20 protein-coding genes and 1 pseudogene are annotated in these 15,454 nt (G+C 39.4%); 14 read left to right on the top strand and 7 right to left on the bottom strand.

The genetic code is table 11. From position 1 onward, the window contains the following. Positions 1–214: 214 nt before the first annotated feature. Positions 215–406 carry a YqzH family protein gene (locus AC4E8C_RS16105; protein WP_490207667.1) on the bottom strand — a complete coding sequence of 64 codons (192 nt, stop codon included), beginning with the start codon at positions 404–406 and terminating at the stop codon, positions 215–217. A gap of 157 nt (positions 407–563) precedes the next feature. On the opposite strand from AC4E8C_RS16105, the gene AC4E8C_RS16100 reads away from it, so the two are divergent. Both AC4E8C_RS16100 and AC4E8C_RS16095 read left to right on the top strand, forming a co-directional pair. Next, entirely contained in the window at positions 564–1,823 is a 1,260-nt protein-coding gene (locus tag AC4E8C_RS16100) for a Y-family DNA polymerase (protein ID WP_490207666.1), read from the top strand. Positions 1,824–1,901: 78 nt separating this feature from the next. After that, on the top strand, positions 1,902–2,231 hold the full coding sequence (locus tag AC4E8C_RS16095; protein WP_490207665.1) for a YolD-like family protein: 330 nt from the start codon (positions 1,902–1,904) through the stop codon (positions 2,229–2,231). Positions 2,232–2,276: 45 nt separating this feature from the next. Here the strand turns inward: AC4E8C_RS16095 and AC4E8C_RS16090 are convergent, their stop codons facing one another. Beyond that, positions 2,277–2,483, bottom strand: a complete 207-nt coding sequence (locus tag AC4E8C_RS16090) for a CDGSH iron-sulfur domain-containing protein (protein WP_490207664.1) — start codon at positions 2,481–2,483, stop codon at positions 2,277–2,279. 148 nt (positions 2,484–2,631) lie between these two features. Between AC4E8C_RS16090 and AC4E8C_RS16085 the strand changes: the two genes are divergently transcribed. Then, positions 2,632–2,964, top strand: a complete 333-nt coding sequence (locus AC4E8C_RS16085) for an iron-sulfur cluster biosynthesis family protein (protein WP_490207663.1) — start codon at positions 2,632–2,634, stop codon at positions 2,962–2,964. A 19-nt stretch (positions 2,965–2,983) separates the two neighbouring features. Here AC4E8C_RS16085 and AC4E8C_RS16080 read toward each other — a convergent pair whose 3' ends face one another. From AC4E8C_RS16080 to AC4E8C_RS16070, 3 genes are all read right to left on the bottom strand, one after another. Then, complete coding sequence (locus AC4E8C_RS16080) at positions 2,984–3,904, bottom strand: alpha/beta hydrolase (protein WP_490207662.1); 921 nt, start codon at positions 3,902–3,904, stop codon at positions 2,984–2,986. A gap of 112 nt (positions 3,905–4,016) precedes the next feature. Continuing rightward, positions 4,017–4,160 (bottom strand): hypothetical protein, encoded by a 144-nt coding sequence (locus tag AC4E8C_RS16075; RefSeq protein WP_490212648.1) that lies wholly within the window; start codon positions 4,158–4,160, stop codon positions 4,017–4,019. 76 nt (positions 4,161–4,236) lie between these two features. After that, positions 4,237–5,142, bottom strand: coding sequence for a hydroxymethylglutaryl-CoA lyase (locus AC4E8C_RS16070; RefSeq protein ID WP_490207661.1), 906 nt, complete (start codon positions 5,140–5,142; stop codon positions 4,237–4,239). A 197-nt stretch (positions 5,143–5,339) separates the two neighbouring features. On the opposite strand from AC4E8C_RS16070, the gene AC4E8C_RS16065 reads away from it, so the two are divergent. The 4 genes and pseudogenes from AC4E8C_RS16065 to AC4E8C_RS16050 form a co-directional block, all read left to right on the top strand. Continuing rightward, positions 5,340–6,029, top strand: coding sequence for a CoA transferase subunit A (locus AC4E8C_RS16065; protein ID WP_490207660.1), 690 nt, complete (start codon positions 5,340–5,342; stop codon positions 6,027–6,029). A 25-nt stretch (positions 6,030–6,054) separates the two neighbouring features. After that, positions 6,055–6,723, top strand: a complete 669-nt coding sequence (locus AC4E8C_RS16060) for a 3-oxoacid CoA-transferase subunit B (RefSeq protein WP_490207659.1) — start codon at positions 6,055–6,057, stop codon at positions 6,721–6,723. 102 nt (positions 6,724–6,825) lie between these two features. Further along, positions 6,826–7,083 (top strand): YqkE family protein, encoded by a 258-nt coding sequence (locus AC4E8C_RS16055; protein ID WP_490207658.1) that lies wholly within the window; start codon positions 6,826–6,828, stop codon positions 7,081–7,083. 320 nt (positions 7,084–7,403) lie between these two features. Next, positions 7,404–7,989 (top strand): annotated as a pseudogene (locus tag AC4E8C_RS16050) (transposase); the annotation flags it as partial. A 443-nt stretch (positions 7,990–8,432) separates the two neighbouring features. Here AC4E8C_RS16050 and AC4E8C_RS16045 read toward each other — a convergent pair. Both AC4E8C_RS16045 and mciZ read right to left on the bottom strand, forming a co-directional pair. After that, positions 8,433–9,344: an aldo/keto reductase gene (locus tag AC4E8C_RS16045; RefSeq protein ID WP_490207657.1), complete on the bottom strand. Its 912-nt coding sequence runs from the start codon at positions 9,342–9,344 to the stop codon at positions 8,433–8,435. A 61-nt stretch (positions 9,345–9,405) separates the two neighbouring features. Continuing rightward, a complete protein-coding gene (mciZ, locus tag AC4E8C_RS16040) occupies positions 9,406–9,537 on the bottom strand; it encodes a Z-ring formation inhibitor MciZ (protein WP_490207656.1) in 132 nt (43 codons plus the stop codon). 73 nt (positions 9,538–9,610) lie between these two features. Between mciZ and AC4E8C_RS16035 the strand changes: the two genes are divergently transcribed. The 7 genes from AC4E8C_RS16035 to deoB all read left to right on the top strand — a co-directional run bounded on the left by AC4E8C_RS16035 (position 9,611) and on the right by deoB (position 15,439). Further along, entirely contained in the window at positions 9,611–10,165 is a 555-nt protein-coding gene (locus tag AC4E8C_RS16035; RefSeq protein WP_490207655.1) for an NUDIX hydrolase, read from the top strand. Beyond that, a complete protein-coding gene (locus AC4E8C_RS16030; RefSeq protein WP_490207654.1) occupies positions 10,162–11,328 on the top strand; it encodes an endonuclease Q family protein in 1,167 nt (388 codons plus the stop codon). Before AC4E8C_RS16035 ends, AC4E8C_RS16030 begins: the two co-directional genes overlap by 4 nt. Before the next feature lie 145 nt (positions 11,329–11,473). Further along, entirely contained in the window at positions 11,474–12,121 is a 648-nt protein-coding gene (spoIIM, locus tag AC4E8C_RS16025) for a stage II sporulation protein M (RefSeq protein ID WP_490207653.1), read from the top strand. Positions 12,122–12,229: 108 nt separating this feature from the next. After that, positions 12,230–12,688: a ferric iron uptake transcriptional regulator gene (gene fur / locus AC4E8C_RS16020; RefSeq protein ID WP_490212588.1), complete on the top strand. Its 459-nt coding sequence runs from the start codon at positions 12,230–12,232 to the stop codon at positions 12,686–12,688. Positions 12,689–12,860: 172 nt separating this feature from the next. Continuing rightward, a complete protein-coding gene (locus AC4E8C_RS16015; RefSeq protein ID WP_490207652.1) occupies positions 12,861–13,088 on the top strand; it encodes a YqzK family protein in 228 nt (75 codons plus the stop codon). A 5-nt stretch (positions 13,089–13,093) separates the two neighbouring features. Then, positions 13,094–13,987 (top strand): site-specific tyrosine recombinase XerD, encoded by an 894-nt coding sequence (gene xerD, locus AC4E8C_RS16010; protein WP_490207651.1) that lies wholly within the window; start codon positions 13,094–13,096, stop codon positions 13,985–13,987. 267 nt (positions 13,988–14,254) lie between these two features. Further along, positions 14,255–15,439 (top strand): phosphopentomutase, encoded by a 1,185-nt coding sequence (deoB, locus tag AC4E8C_RS16005; protein ID WP_490207650.1) that lies wholly within the window; start codon positions 14,255–14,257, stop codon positions 15,437–15,439. Positions 15,440–15,454: the final 15 nt, after the last annotated feature.

Here is a 15,454-nt window from a genome sequence, read left to right as displayed (position 1 = left end):
GACCCTTTTTTTTATACTTCCTTAGTCCGCATGGAGCGTTCATGAGGACAGCCCCGAGTGTTTTTGCACTGACTTAGTCCGCATGGAGTGTTCATGAGGACAGCCCCGAGTGTTTTTGCACTGACTTAGTCCGCATGGAGTGTTCATGAGGACAGCCTACCAGGTTTTATCCCCTTCATAGTCCTCATGCCTTCCTTTTCCTGCTTCAAAAGGTTTAGTCCGTTAAAAACGCATACACCATGTCATTCACTATCTCATATAAATCAACTTCAGGATCCTCTTCTTTGACAGCAGCAATCTGCGCTGCCAATATTTCCAAATCCTGCATGCTAATCGGTATGGAATCTGCCTCGTAATACTGCTTAAAGCAGTTAATAATCATTTTATTAATGAGCTTTTTCTCCATCGGAATCCACCTCACCCACCATTATACTGATTTCTCAACATATCACCAGAGCAGAAACCGCAAAAAATTTCCATTGAATACGAACGCATATTCGCTTAGAATATGAATATAATAAAAAAGAACAAATGTTCGAAAATTCAACTATAGGGGGAGAGTTATGATTGATTACAGCGCATTGCCGAAAAATCAAATTTTGTGTGTCGACATGAAGAGCTTTTATGCAAGCTGTGCCGCTATCATACTCGGACTAGACCCTTTGAATTGCTATTTAGCGGTGGCTGGAAACAAGGAACGACAGGGAAGTGTTGTACTTGCCGCCTCACCACGTTTAAAAAAAGAATTTGGAATCAAAACAGGGTCGAGACTGTTTGAGATTCCCGATGACCCAAGAATTCAAGTGGTTGAGCCGAAAATGGCAACCTACTTACGCATTTCAACTGAAATTACCCGTGTATTTAATCGCTATGTTCCAAAAGAAGCAATTCATGTTTATAGTGTCGATGAAAGTTTTATTAAAGTAGACGGTGCTCTTCATTTGTGGGGTGATGCTCATACGATTGGAAAAAAGATTAAGGATGACATTGAGCGGGAATTTCAACTTCCCTGTTCAGTAGGAATCGGCCCCAATATGTTATTAGCGAAGCTTTGCCTTGACCTGGAGGCGAAGAAAAAAGGAATAGCTGAATGGACATATGAAGACGTACAAACAAAACTATGGAACGTCTCACCACTTAGGGAAATGTGGGGGATTGGCCGGCGTGTTGAAAAAACCTTAAATGGCATGGGCATTTTCACTGTTGGTCAACTAGCGCGCTATGATTTAGAAAAACTCGAAAAGAAATTTGGAATTATGGGCAACCAACTTTATTATCATGCTTGGGGAGTGGACCTTTCTGAATTAGGTGCCCCTATTATTCAAGGGCAAATCAGTTTTGGGAAAAGCCAGATTTTATTAAGGGATTATAAAGAAGAGAAAGAAATTAAAGCTGTTATCTTGGAAATGTGTGAAGAAGTGGCCCGGAGAGCACGAACACATCGAAAGGCAGGACGAACCATTAGTCTTGGTGTCGGTTACAGCCAAGATGAATTTGGCGGCGGCTTTCATCGTTCCAGAACAATTGAGCAGCCAACCAATGTAACGATGGAACTATATCGTGTTTGTCTCGAATTATTTAATGAGCACTATACGGGAAAGACGGTTCGGCAAATTTCAATTGCCATCAGTAATATAGTGGATGACCGAGAACTTCAGCTGGATTTGTTTGACATGGGGGCGGATAAGCGGCGGGAGCTTGGTTATGTGGTCGATTCGATTCGCAGGCGCTTTGGAGCAGGTTCTCTCCTGCGGGCAGTTTCGTATACAGCAGCAGGAACCGCTAAACATCGGGCCACGCTTGTTGGCGGACATAAAAGGTAATTAGGAAAAAACCTGCTTCACTAGGAGGGTGCGAAGTTAATAATGGACTTTGAGTGAAAGAGAAAGAAGGAAATGCATATGATTCGCGACCGCGGAAAAATCAAATGGACGTCGATGATGCTTCCTGAGCATGTGAAAATGCTCAGGGATTGGGTTAAAGAAGACCGTTATGAAAAGAAAAAAGAGCTGGATGAGCAACAGCTAGAGATCATGAACGAAACATTATCTGAGGCAATTGAATTTAATCAATATGTAACGATAACGCATTATCGTCAACATAACTATGAAATTGTCATTGGAAAAATCCATTACTGGGATGAACTAGCGCATAAGCTCCATGTCGTAGACCGATTTGACGAGTTACACCGAATTCCAATCGAAGCGATTGCCGACATCCGGCTTACCTGATGTGTTATAAAAAGAGCGGCCACAGAAAGCCGCCCCACTATTATTCTAGTCTTCTTTTGGAACTCGAACTTGAGATTCGAAATTTCCTTTATGTGAGCCATCACAGAACGGTTTATTTTTAGACTGTCCACAACGACACAAGGAAAAAGAAGGTTTTGTTGTATAGACATTGCCTTCACCATCTAATAATTCTACCTCGCCAGTAATTCTAAGTGATCCATTATCGTTTACTTTAATTTGAACTTTTGACATAAAAACACTCCTTTTTAATTGTTCATTGTATAGTAATTTGAGATTAACTGGAAGAAGAGGAAAATGCAACAAAAAGCGTAAGCAAAAAAATAGCGGCTCCACCAAATTATGATACAATCATCATATCTAAAAGAGGGGAGCAGTAAACGTGGAAATATCCATTACAGAAGCAGCAGCTAACAAACTGAATGAAAGAATCGCTGGTCAAGAAGGCTATTTAAAATTGGTCTACGATACCGACGGTTGCGGTTGTGCCGTAAATGGAGTCGTAGCTTTGTGGCTGGAATCAGAGAAAAACGATGATGAACTGGCAATCTCAACAAATGACCGGACAGTATATATAGAAAAATCAAAAACAATATTTATGGATGAACAAATGACGATTGATTTTTCAAAAACAACCAACTGTTTTCAATTAAAAAGTCCGCAGCAAATATTAAATGGGCACATGAGCTTCATAATGAAAGAAAAAACAGACTGATCCATATGGACAGTCTGTTTTAACTAGGTAATGGATGCTCCACATATTTCTGCAAAAATTCATCAATCACTCGTTCGTAATCCGTTCTGTTTTCATTAAATGATTGGGCATGGCGGCCATTTTCCGCAATATATAACATCTTAGGTCCCTTTTTTTGCTCAAATAAGTCCTTCGACATGGACGGCAGGATAAAATCATCTTTCCGGCTATGGATAAAAAGAACGGGGTGTTTAATATTTTCTATAACTGAAATGGGAGAAACATTTCGAATGGAGTATTTGTCCCGTAAGCGTAAAAAGGCATCGCCGACTGGCAATAACAGGCTGGGAATGAGCTTGAAGTCCTTTTTAATAAGGTAGGCAAGCTGCTCTTTGAAATCTGAAAAGGGACAATCAGCAATATAAAAATCTGCTCCATCCTCGAGAAGTCCAGCGTATAGAAGCATGGTGGCTGCACCCATTGATTCACCGTGAATCCCTAACTCAAGATGGGGGCCCTTTTCATTTTTGAGCCAATCCACGACCGTTTTTAAATCGAATTTTTCATAGTGGCCAAAGCTGGTTGTTTTTCCACCGGATTCCCCGTGACGACGATGGTCATAAATTAAAGCATTAAAGCCGCGTTCTATAAAGAGATTCGCATACTTAATCGAATTAATTTTTGTTTCGGTCACACCATGTGAAATGATGATGTAACGATGGGTCTGGTGAGGTTCGACTAAAAGGGCTTTAATCTGGTAACCAAATGGTGATGGAATGTCCACATCCCGTTTTGGGAGTGTATCAAATTCATCAGGGTTATACCTGCCCGATTCCTTTTCCCTCTTTAAAATCAATTCTTCGTCTTTCTTTTTCATATACATGAGGCGATTTGTAAAATACAAACCGAGAGATAACCAAAAAAATAATAAAACAAACAGAGCCCTAAAGGCTTTCTTCACGCTTGGCACCTCCCAAAAGGTAAAAAAATCAAGTTTAAGTGTCCATGATTTTACAGTGAATTTTAACATAATAAAAGCCGCTGTTACCACTAAGCGGCTTAATCATCATCATTTACTGCTCAGCATTCTGCCGTTTCGTTGGGTGGAGAGCTTTTTCAAGTTCTTCTGCAGCAATCATCCGCTTCCCACCGCCGGCTGTATCTGCATAATTTTTCCCGCTTTGACTGTTTCCTTTATCCCGCTTTTGACTCATCATTTAGTCTCCCTTCAAAGTGGTCTCAATTATTAAGATGGATTACTAGAAGACTGATTATTCATGGAAAAAAGGGAATTTAAGTAGTTTGAGCATGCAGACGATAATATCCTGTTTCAATATTTCTCGATAAATGGGGGCGGACAATTTCGATCGCATCCATCAGTTTATTTAGATCTACACCAGTATGAATGCCCATTCGTTCTAGCATATAAACGACATCCTCCGTCGCCGCATTGCCAGCAGCTCCTGGGGCAAATGGACAGCCGCCAAGTCCGCCGGCAGAGGTGTCAAACCGGTCAATCCCTGCTTGAAGGGAAGCCAAAATATTGGCTAGGGCAAGCTTGCGTGTGTCATGAAAATGGGCAGTTAATAAGCATTCAGGGAATTCGGCCTTTAATTGAGAAAACAAAGAAAAAGCTTCATTTGGTGCTGCCATTCCAATCGTATCAGCCACGCTTAATTCATCAACACCAGCATCAACAAATTCGCGGCAAAGTTGTAATGTATCACTTTCATTGATTTTCCCCTCATATGGGCAATAAAAGGACGTTGAAATGCAGGCACGGACAAAGTAATTCTTTGATTTAAGTTCATGGATGATCGGCATTAGCTCCGCCATACTATCCCGCGTTCTTTTATTGATGTTTTTAAGATTGAAACTGTTACTAACCCCAACAAATACGGCAACGGCCTGACAATTCGTTGAATAGACCCGATCTATACCTTTTCGATTGGGGGCTAAAACAATGTCTCTTGCATTTCTATCAAGGCAGGCTGCCACAATTTCAGCGGCATCTCCCATTTGTGGAACCCATTTCGGGGATACAAACGAAGTAAGCTCCATTTCTTGTATTCCGGTTGTTCTTAATTTACTAATAAATTGTTTTTTTATATCAGTTGGTATAAAAAACTTTTCATTTTGCAGCCCATCACGGGGCCCAACTTCGATAATCGTTACTTTCTTAGGCAAATTAAACATCATTTTCCCCCTTCAAGGTTCATACTTTCATTGTAGAGGTGTTGATTTCTAAAAATCAAGAATAAACAAAATTTTAGCAAAATTAGAGTGATTTCGGTATTATTAATTAAGAAGTAGTTAAGAAAATTTTGAGAGCGCTTTATTTATTAAATACTTTGCTAACTAGTACAAAACCTTATTTCGAGGGGGAAAGAATTAAGATGAAGAAAATTTGTACATCCTTCCAGGATGCGGTTGCCGATATACAGGATGGTGCAACATTAATGGTAGGTGGATTTGGTCTGTGCGGCATTCCGGAAAATTTAATCCTAGCTTTAGCAGAAAAAGGGGTAAAGGATTTAACGGTTATTTCGAATAACTGCGGAATTGATGAGTGGGGTTTAGGACTTCTCTTAAATAATAAACAAATTAAAAAAATGATTGGCTCTTATGTGGGAGAAAATAAAGAATTTGAGCGGCAGGTTTTAACAGGAGAGTTGGAAGTAGAACTAACACCACAAGGAACATTGGCGGAGAAAATACGTGCCGGCGGGGCTGGCATTCCGGCCTTTTATACGCCTGCGGGGGTAGGAACACCGATTGCAGAAGGAAAAGAAACAAAGGTTTTTAACGGCCGGGAATACCTGTTAGAAGAAGCATTGACCGCCGATTTTAGCCTCATACGGGCATGGAAAGGCGATAAAATGGGTAACCTTGTGTACCATAAAACGGCCCGAAATTTTAATCCGATGATTGCCGCAGCTGGAAAAGTAACAATAGCTGAGGTAGAAACACTGTGTGAAATTGGTGAACTCGATCCAAATTTTATTCATACCCCTAGTATCTATGTCCAATCGATTATTAAAGGAAAACAGGAAAAACGTATTGAGAGATTAACAGTCAAAAAGTAGAGTCAGTTGAAGGGAGAGAGCACTGGTGGCGAATGATAAGGTTTCAATCAGAGAGAGAATTGCTATTAGGGCAGAGAAAGAAATTGAAAATGGATTTTATGTAAACTTAGGCATTGGTATGCCAACCCTTGTAGCTAATTATATGTCAGCTAACAAACAAGTAGTTTTACAATCAGAAAATGGTCTGCTTGGCATTGGTCCATATCCAGAAGAAGAAGAAGTGGATCCTGATTTAATCAATGCAGGGAAAGAAACCGTTACGGCCATCAGCGGTGCAGCCTATTTCGATAGTGCCGAGTCATTTGCGATGATTCGCGGCGGGCATGTAAACTTGGCCATTTTGGGAGGTATGGAAGTATCTGAAACCGGTGACTTGGCCAACTGGATGATTCCTGGAAAGATGATAAAAGGAATGGGCGGGGCAATGGACCTTGTTCACGGTGCCCAAAAAATCATTATCATAATGGAGCATGTAAATAAAAAAGGTGAGTCAAAAATATTAAAACGATGTACCTTGCCGTTAACTGGAAAAGGAGTAGTCAACCGAATTATTACCGAGCGTGCGGTAATGGATGTAACCAGCTCTGGGTTGCGACTCGTCGAAGTAGCAAGTGGATATTCAGTAGAGGATGTCCTGAATTCAACAGAAGCCACCATGGATGTGGATGAGAACGTTAAGTTAGAAGCTTATTAATCGTTAAGGCAGGCTGCAAAAAAACAGCCTGCCTTTTTAATGTTATCACTATCCCCCGAAATGGTATAATAAAAGGAGATTTTGATTGTGGAGGAGTTTAGGATGAAAAAGCAAAAGAGACAAAGCAATAATCAATCTAAACCTAAAAAGGATGATTCAGCGGTAACGCTTAAAGATTTGATTAACCCAGATCTTATGAAACAACTAAAAGAGCAGCAGGACCAATTAAAGGCTGAGGAAGAAAGAAAAAAAGAAATAGATGAGCAAAGAAAACGGGAAGAACGGAGATTAAAAGAAAAAAACAAATCATTTGAGGAACTATTAAATGAAAGCGGAATGAATTGGCATGAGTTTAAATAAGAAAAGGAGAGCCTACAGCTCCTCAGGCTGTCGAAAAACCTTCGATGGCTTTTTAATTTATTCGTAACCTTTAACAATTCACCGCGTTATTACGTTATTATAATACATGGCCTTTTGAACATGGGTCTGTTGATTTGCGCTCCAGGCGCTTCGCTTTCCGCGGGCGTGCCGGGGAGCCTCCTCGTCGCTTCGCTCCTGCGGGGTCTCCCCTGCCCCGTACTCCCGCAGGAGTCTTCGCGCCTTCCGCTCCAATCAACAGGTGCATTCAATATAGGCCTTCATCTCAATAAAATTTAAAAAATAAGTGGTGAAATTAATCAATGTTTCAGCCAAAGGAATTTAGCCAAAATGAATATGAATTTGTATCTATTGATGAATTAGTTCCCGACGACCACATTTTACGTCCGATTGATAAATATATTGATTTTTCAATTCTACTTGAAAAAATCCGCCCATTTTATAGTGATCACAACGGCCGTCCTACTGATCCCCTCATTCTCTTTAAAATGATGTTTATTGGTTATATATACGGAATTCGATCTGAACGACATTAGAAAGAGAAATAAAATTGAACGTTGCTTATCGTTGGTTTTGGTTTGAAATTCAGTGACTCCGTCCCACATCACTCTACGATTAGTTGGAATCGCCAACCTCGTTTTAAAAATACCGATATCTTCCATGAGATATTTGATGAGCTAAATAAGGCGATAGAAGAGGACAGAATAAAGCATTGAAAAAAGCCGTTAAAGGAAAAGGAGATTTGAAGGATACAAAGGAAATTCGGGTCAGTACAACAGAACCTGAGTGTGGTTTTTCTGTCCCGCGAGAACAAACAGGAAATGTTCTATTATCTTGCACCGGAATACAGACATGAAGTTTAATATTATTACGGATGTTCATGATTCAGAAAAAAATGAGCGAAGCATTGCAGATTCAAAAGAACAGCACGGGCTTCGCTACTGCCGGTAGGGGGAATAAAGAAAGCAAGTGAGCAAGCTCTCCTTACTGTAGCTTGCCAGAACATGATAAAGATTACCACACACTTAGCAAGACTTGAAAATGTGTGTGGTATAACCAGATTGACTTTGCATCCCTGTTGATTGGAGCGGAAGGTGCGAAGACTCCTGCGGGAGTACGGGGCAGGGGAGACCCCGCAGGAGCGAAGCGACGAGGAGGCTCCCCGGCACGCCCGCGGAAAGCGAAGCACCTGGAGCGGAAATCAACAGGCCTCTTAGCAGGGACAATCTTTAAATTTGAAATAAAAATAGGTAATTGATTCAATAAAATTAAAAATTGCCGAGAAAAATACCCTTTCTCGACAATCTGAGGAGAGCCAACTGCTCTCCTTTTTACCGATGTTCTTTATAAATACTTGCTTTCGTTAACTCTTTAATCACAGCAATTTCCTCGTCAGTAAGTGATGAGCTCCTTACCGCCTCAGCATTACTCTTAATTTGCTCGGGACTGCTTGCGCCAGCAACAACTGAGGAAACTGCGGGGTTCGCAAGATTATATTGAACAGCTGTCTCTGTAAATGACCGGGAAGCCGCCACTTTTTCTTTTAACAATGGCAAGATTTCGATTAACTCATCGTAATTGTAATCGAGATACCCTTTTTCAGAGGCCTTTTGAAGCATTTTATCACTTAAGAGTCCTTTAGCAAGCGGGCCGCGAGTAACTACACTAATGCCATGTTCATGTAAGAGTGGTAATGCCTCTTCTTCAGGTCTGCGATCCAACATGCTGTATTGCATCATTACGGATACAATCCTAGATTTTTTTACATATTCTCTAATTACGTTTGGTCGAATCGACGAAATGCCATAATAGCGAATAAATCCCTCGGCTTTCAATTCTTCAAACGCTTCAATCGTTTCGTCTATTGGGTCATCCATCGTTCCGCCATGTAATTGGTATAGATCAATATAATCAGTTCCCAGGCGGTTTAAGCTATTTTTCACACTTTCTTTGATATATGCCTTGGAGGCATCCCATGTCCAGCCAGTTTGATTAGGCTTCCACCGATTGCCAACTTTTGTTGCAATGATAACTTGTTCCCGGACAGCTTTTAACGCCCGCCCAACGATGGCTTCATTTTGACCAAAGTCATATAAATCAGCTGTATCAAAATAGTTAATTCCTTCCTCAAGTGCTGCCTCGATTATACTTCTCGCAGTCTTTTCCTCTGTACCAATCGACATACACCCTAGACCCAATTCTGTTACATATAAATCCGAATGTCCTAGTCTTCTTTTTTTCAAAAAAATCCCCCCTTTCTTAACAATTTTAGTAAAGATCGGGGCAGACTACAAACATCAGGATTTATTTTTTCGACACAGCTTCAACCCAATCGGATACTAACTCATATTCCTTGTTATATTCCTTTAACTTTTGTACTATTTCCCAACCCTTGCCAACAAGGATGATTCCCTTCTCATGAACATACGCCTTCATCCATACCCCTCCCGATAAAGTATGATAAAATGTATGACGAAGTCTGAACGGAATAGAACAGGAGTTGACAGTAATGACCAACCTTGAGGAAAAGACAATTAAGAGTGAAGAATTATTTTCAGGAAAAGTAATCAGTCTCCATTTACAGGATGTAGAGCTTCCGAATGGAAAAATTGCAAAACGAGAAATTATTAAACATCCTGGTGCTGTTGCCGTAATTGCCATCACCGACGAAAATAAAGTAGTTATGGTCGAGCAATATCGCAAAGCATTGGAAAAGACTATTGTTGAAATTCCCGCTGGAAAGCTTGAAAAAGGGGAAGAACCAAGAGCTTGTGCCCTCAGAGAACTGGAGGAAGAAACTGGCTATGAGTGCAGAAGTTTGGAATTAGTTACGTCATTTTATACATCACCAGGCTTTGCTGATGAAATTGTCCATGTATATTTAGCAGAAGGATTAACGAAGAAAGTAAATCCGGCTGGACTTGATGAGGATGAATTTGTCAATTTAGAAGAGTTAACAATTGATGAGGCGAAGCAATATATTAGGGAACAAAAGATTTTTGATGCAAAGACGATTTTTGCTGTTCAATATTTACAATTAAAAGAGGCGCTGAAAAATAAATGAATCGTTACTATGTAGATTTACATATTCATATTGGCCGAACTTGGACAGGCAAACCGGTCAAGATTACAGGTGCTAAATCTCTGACATTTACCAATATTATTGAACATGCCCGCCATGAAAAGGGGCTTAATATGGTTGGGATTATTGACAGTCATTCACCAGAAGTCATCTTGGAGATGGAGAGTCTCATTCAAAGTGGAGAAATCACTGAACATCGGGATGGCGGCTTAATATTTGGCGATTTAACGGTGATCCTTGGGTCGGAGTTGGAGATTTATGACGAGCAGTCCAATGGTCCAATCCACCTGCTTTGTTATTTTCCATACCTATCAGTTATGAAGGAATTCTCTTCATGGTTGTCAGGGCATTTAAAAAATATCCAACTAAGCTCTCAGCGAATATATGTGACAGGTTTAGTTTTGCAAAAAAAAGTAAAAGAGTTAGGCGGTATTTTTATTCCTGCCCATGTTTTCACGCCATTTAAAAGTTTATATGGTAAAGGGGTGAATCGGTCTTTAACTGAGGTCCTAGACCCAAACTTAATTGACGGAATTGAGCTTGGATTAAGCTCAGATACAAGTATGGCAGATCAATTAGGCGAATTACATGATTATACGTTTGTCACGAATTCAGATGCTCACTCGTTGGCAAAAATTGCCCGTGAATATCAAGTAATCGCCATGCAAGAACCGACTTTTTTAGAATTGCAAAAGGCCTTAAAAGAGGTAAGTGGGCGCAAGGTGATTGCCAACTATGGTCTTGATCCATTATTAGGTAAATATCATAAAACCGTTTGTGCGAAATGTTTGAATCCTGCAGACCCAACTGACCAAGTTTGTCAACTATGCGGCAATAAAAAGATTATTAAAGGGGTAGCAGACCGGATTCTTGAATTAAAGACGGAGGATACAAGTCCCGAAGGACGACCACCCTATGTCCATCAAGTTCCCCTAGAGTTTATTCCTGGCTTAGGTCCGAGTTTACTGGAGAAGCTTGTCAACCATTTTGGCAGTGAAATGGCCATCTTGCATGAAGTCCCATATGAGGCATTAAAAGAGGTTGTGCCAGCTAAAATTGCCGACCTTATCATGAAAGCAAGAGTAGGGAGTATCAACCTTTTCGCTGGCGGCGGCGGTAAATATGGAAAAATTGCTGATCAATAATGACGATTAGAGGATGTCCCAGAAAGGTTTGGGACATCTTTTTTCTGCCAAAATCTTAAATAGAACTCTATTAAAATATGTCATAGAAAAGCTAGACTGGCATAAACTGTATTAACCGAATGAGAGTATTAGGAGGAAAGTAGAAATGAAAAAACGATTGTACCAGTCAGATGCCGCCAGTTATTTTCGTGAGCATTCCTCAATTTTTTTATTTATCGTTGTTTTATTTTTAATGGGTGTTATCTTTGGCGCTATTGTGGTAAACAGTATGAGTATTACGCAAAAGGAAGATTTATTCTATTATTTATCACAATTTTTCGGACAAGTCTCTGAGGGTAAAGTAGCAGAAGATAACGATTTATTTTTACAAAGCTTTTTTCATAACAGTAAATTTATTGGGCTTATGTGGCTCCTCGGGATATCCATTATTGGCCTGCCTGTTATTCTTATACTCTTATTTATTAAAGGAATGGTTGTAGGTTTTACCGTTGGTTTTCTGGTTAGTCAAATGGGGTGGAAGGGCTTTATGTTAGCATTTGTTTCGATCCTTCCACAAAATTTAATTATCATCCCCGTGTTTATCTTAATGGCCGCTTTCTCAGTAATCTTCTCAATCAGGATGATAAAAAGACAGTTTATGAAGAAATATGCCCAGCCAATTATGCCATTTTTTAAAAGATATATTTTCACGTTACTTGCAGCAGTTATATTTATATCAGCCGCATCAGGAGTAGAGGCCTATTTGTCTCCATGGTTAATGAAGACGATAATAAGTACACACTTTTTAAAGTAATTATTAGGTGATATTAATTATTATATGTTGTTTATAATAATTTTATTTTGAACTTCTTTTGTCATCTGTTATAATGAGAATTAACAGTGGCGAGGGAGGGCCTTCATGATGGAAACTAGAATAGAAAGAATAAAGAAACAGTTGCATTCTGCGAGTTACAAATTAACACCGCAGCGTGAAGCAACCGTCCGAGTTTTGCTAGAAAATGAAGAGGATCATTTAAGTGCTGAAGATGTGTACCTCCTCGTAAAAGAAAAATCGCCTGAAATCGGTTTAGCAACTGTTTATCGAACGTTAGAATTGCTAACAGAATTAAAAGTTGTCGATAAAATAAATTTTGGTGATGGAGTTTCTCGATATGACCTCCGCCAAGAAGGTGCCGCCCATTTTCATCATCATTTGGTATGTATTGAATGTGGCGCGGTTGATGAAATTCAAGAAGACTTACTTGAAGATGTGGAAGCTGTTGTGGAACGTAGATGGAATTTTAAAATTAAAGACCACCGCCTGACTTTTCATGGTATTTGTCATCGCTGCCTTGATAAAGTCAAAGAAGAAACCGAATAATACAACAAAAGCACCTTTTTTCCAAAAGGGCTTTTTTCTTTTGTAGAACTTCATCAAGTTTGAAGCATTATTTATACCTTGCTTCAAAGCTTTCCCATAAATAGGTATAAAACCTGCCCAAATTGGCATACCATTTACTAGGTAATTGCGAATTGGAATTGGGGGAAGTCAGATGTTTTCTATAATTAAAATTGCTCTTCAGACATTAAAGGTTTTCATTATCTTCACTGGGTGCACGATTCTCTTTTATTATGGTATCATGTGGGTATCGGAAGAATACCAAAATTATCATCGCTATGATGGACCAGAAGGGGCTGCACTGAAGGTTTCGAAATCAGTGAATGAAGAAAGTTCTTCTATGTTAGACAGGCTGAAGTTGTTTTATTTAAATGGGGAGTAATGTTGATGGAAGAACAATTAAAAGGTTTTATACAGTATTTAATAGAAGAAAAGAGATTAGCTGAAAATACAATTGTGTCGTACGAACGAGATATAAAAAGTTATCTTCAATATATAAAAAATGTAGAAAACCTTCAGTCATTAAATGATGTCCAACGTGCTCATATTATTCATTTTTTAAACTTTTTAAAGGAACATGGAAAATCAACGAAAACATTAGCTAGGCATATTGCCTCTGTAAGAGCGTTTCATCAATTTTTATTACGAAATAAAGCTGCCAACCAGGATCCATCTGTTTTAATCGAAACACCTAAGCAGCAGAGATCTCTGCCAAAGGTGCTAAGTTTACAAGAAGTAGAGGCTCTACTTGAATCACCAAATCCGAATGACCACTATGGGATTAGGGACAAGGCCATGTTAGAACTCCTTTACGCGACGGGTATTCGTGTAAGTGAATTAATTGGACTCAATCTTGATAATATCCATTTAACGATGGGTTACATTCGCTGTATTGGTACAGGAAGTAAAGAGAGAATAATTCCAATTGGAAAGGCTGCAACAGAAGCCGTCCAGAATTACCTAGATCATGGCAGAGCACACTTTATGACAGCGAAACATCGAGAAGAGGCGTTGTTTTTAAATCACCAGGGACAACGTTTAACAAGACAAGGTTTTTGGAAAATACTTAAAAAGATTGCTAAAGAAGCTTGCGTAGAAACAGAGCTTACTCCGCATACGCTCCGCCATTCTTTTGCCACCCATTTGCTTGAAAATGGAGCGGATTTACGGGCCGTTCAAGAAATGTTAGGACATGCAGATATTTCCACTACCCAAATCTATACAAACGTGACAAAAACAAGGATTAAGGATGTTTATCGTAAATTTCATCCGCGAGCTTGATAGATTAATAGAATTTTATCAAAAACATTCACATAAAGTTAAAAAAGTCTCCTAAAATTTTGGCGGCTTTTTTCTTGTAATTTCATAAAGATTTAGTAAAATAAAGATGTCAGACTTCTGACAAATAAATTAATATTCAGCTTTCATAAACTTATTTCTAAGCGGGCAATATATAATTGTCTTGATGTTTATTTGCAAACGTTTCCTTGTGGAAGATGAAGGGAACTAAACGTATACGTTTTATAGATAAAAAGGAGGAAGAATTGCATGACAGCAAATACATATAAACGGGTCTTCATTATTGTTATGGATTCAGTTGGTATTGGGGAAGCACCTGATGCTGAAAAATTCGGCGATAAAGGTGCCGATACTTATGGTCATATTGCTGAAAGAATGAATGGGCTTCATATGCCTAACATGGCTAAGCTGGGATTAAGCAATATTCGCCAAATTAAAGGAGTAGAAAAAGCGGAACGACCATTAGCTTATTACACCAAAATGATGGAAGCATCTAACGGAAAAGATACGATGACGGGTCATTGGGAAATCATGGGCTTGAATATTCAAACGCCTTTCCGCGTTTTCCCAGAAGGTTTTCCAGACGAACTCCTAGCTGAATTAGAAAAAAGAACAGGACGGAAAATTATTGGGAATAAACCTGCAAGTGGAACGGAAATCCTTGTCGAGCTTGGTGAAGAGCATATGAAAACAGGGGCTTTAATTGTCTATACTTCTGCCGATTCAGTACTTCAAATAGCTGCGCATGAAGAAATTGTTCCACTTGACGAGCTCTACCATATTTGCAAAATTGCTCGAGAGTTGACCCTTGATGAAAAATATATGGTAGGCCGTGTCATTGCCCGCCCATTCTTAGGTGAGCCTGGGAACTTTAAACGTACACCAAACCGTCATGATTATGCTTTAAAACCTTTTGATCGCACGGTGATGAGTGAACTAAAAGATGCTGGTTTCGATGTCATTGCTATTGGGAAAATATCTGATATTTACGATGGAGAAGGTGTGACCCAATCTCTTAGAACAGTCTCCAATATGGATGGAATGGATAAACTTGTAGAAACATTCGATATGGACTTCACAGGTATCAGCTTTTTAAATTTAGTTGATTTTGATGCATTATACGGCCATCGCCGTGATCCTGAAGGTTATGGAAAAGCACTTGAGGAATATGACGCTCGTCTGCCTGAAGTGTTTGCAAAAATGAAAGATGATGATTTATTAATGATAACAGCAGATCACGGAAATGATCCAGTGGCACCAGGCACCGACCATACGCGTGAATATGTGCCATTACTTGTATACTCTAAGAGTATGAATGATGGAAAAGAATTGCCATTGCGCGAAACATTTGCTGATCTAGGAGCAACTGTGGCTGATAATTTTAAAGTTAAGATGCCTAATTATGGTAAAAGCTTTCTAAATGATTTGAAATAAGAAAGGGACAAGAAT

The organism is Neobacillus sp. SRL179, assembly GCF_984799095.1.
Note: the sequence above shows the minus strand (reverse complement) of the source record. Positions and strands in the feature narration are given on the sequence as shown.

What these genes read in the sequence shown, in the direction of transcription:
- AC4E8C_RS16105 (WP_490207667.1), bottom strand. Translation starts at nt 406, where the DNA reads ATGGAGAAAAAGCTCATTAATAAAATGATTATTAACTGCTTTAAGCAG.
- AC4E8C_RS16100 (WP_490207666.1), top strand. Translation starts at nt 564, where the DNA reads ATGATTGATTACAGCGCATTGCCGAAAAATCAAATTTTGTGTGTCGAC.
- AC4E8C_RS16095 (WP_490207665.1), top strand. Translation starts at nt 1,902, where the DNA reads ATGATTCGCGACCGCGGAAAAATCAAATGGACGTCGATGATGCTTCCT.
- AC4E8C_RS16090 (WP_490207664.1), bottom strand. Translation starts at nt 2,483, where the DNA reads ATGTCAAAAGTTCAAATTAAAGTAAACGATAATGGATCACTTAGAATT.
- AC4E8C_RS16075 (WP_490212648.1), bottom strand. Translation starts at nt 4,160, where the DNA reads ATGATGAGTCAAAAGCGGGATAAAGGAAACAGTCAAAGCGGGAAAAAT.
- AC4E8C_RS16070 (WP_490207661.1), bottom strand. Translation starts at nt 5,142, where the DNA reads ATGATGTTTAATTTGCCTAAGAAAGTAACGATTATCGAAGTTGGGCCC.
- AC4E8C_RS16065 (WP_490207660.1), top strand. Translation starts at nt 5,340, where the DNA reads ATGAAGAAAATTTGTACATCCTTCCAGGATGCGGTTGCCGATATACAG.
- AC4E8C_RS16055 (WP_490207658.1), top strand. Translation starts at nt 6,826, where the DNA reads ATGAAAAAGCAAAAGAGACAAAGCAATAATCAATCTAAACCTAAAAAG.
- mciZ (WP_490207656.1), bottom strand. Translation starts at nt 9,537, where the DNA reads ATGAAGGCGTATGTTCATGAGAAGGGAATCATCCTTGTTGGCAAGGGT.
- AC4E8C_RS16035 (WP_490207655.1), top strand. Translation starts at nt 9,611, where the DNA reads ATGACCAACCTTGAGGAAAAGACAATTAAGAGTGAAGAATTATTTTCA.
- AC4E8C_RS16030 (WP_490207654.1), top strand. Translation starts at nt 10,162, where the DNA reads ATGAATCGTTACTATGTAGATTTACATATTCATATTGGCCGAACTTGG.
- spoIIM (WP_490207653.1), top strand. Translation starts at nt 11,474, where the DNA reads ATGAAAAAACGATTGTACCAGTCAGATGCCGCCAGTTATTTTCGTGAG.
- fur (WP_490212588.1), top strand. Translation starts at nt 12,230, where the DNA reads ATGGAAACTAGAATAGAAAGAATAAAGAAACAGTTGCATTCTGCGAGT.
- AC4E8C_RS16015 (WP_490207652.1), top strand. Translation starts at nt 12,861, where the DNA reads ATGTTTTCTATAATTAAAATTGCTCTTCAGACATTAAAGGTTTTCATT.
- xerD (WP_490207651.1), top strand. Translation starts at nt 13,094, where the DNA reads ATGGAAGAACAATTAAAAGGTTTTATACAGTATTTAATAGAAGAAAAG.
- deoB (WP_490207650.1), top strand. Translation starts at nt 14,255, where the DNA reads ATGACAGCAAATACATATAAACGGGTCTTCATTATTGTTATGGATTCA.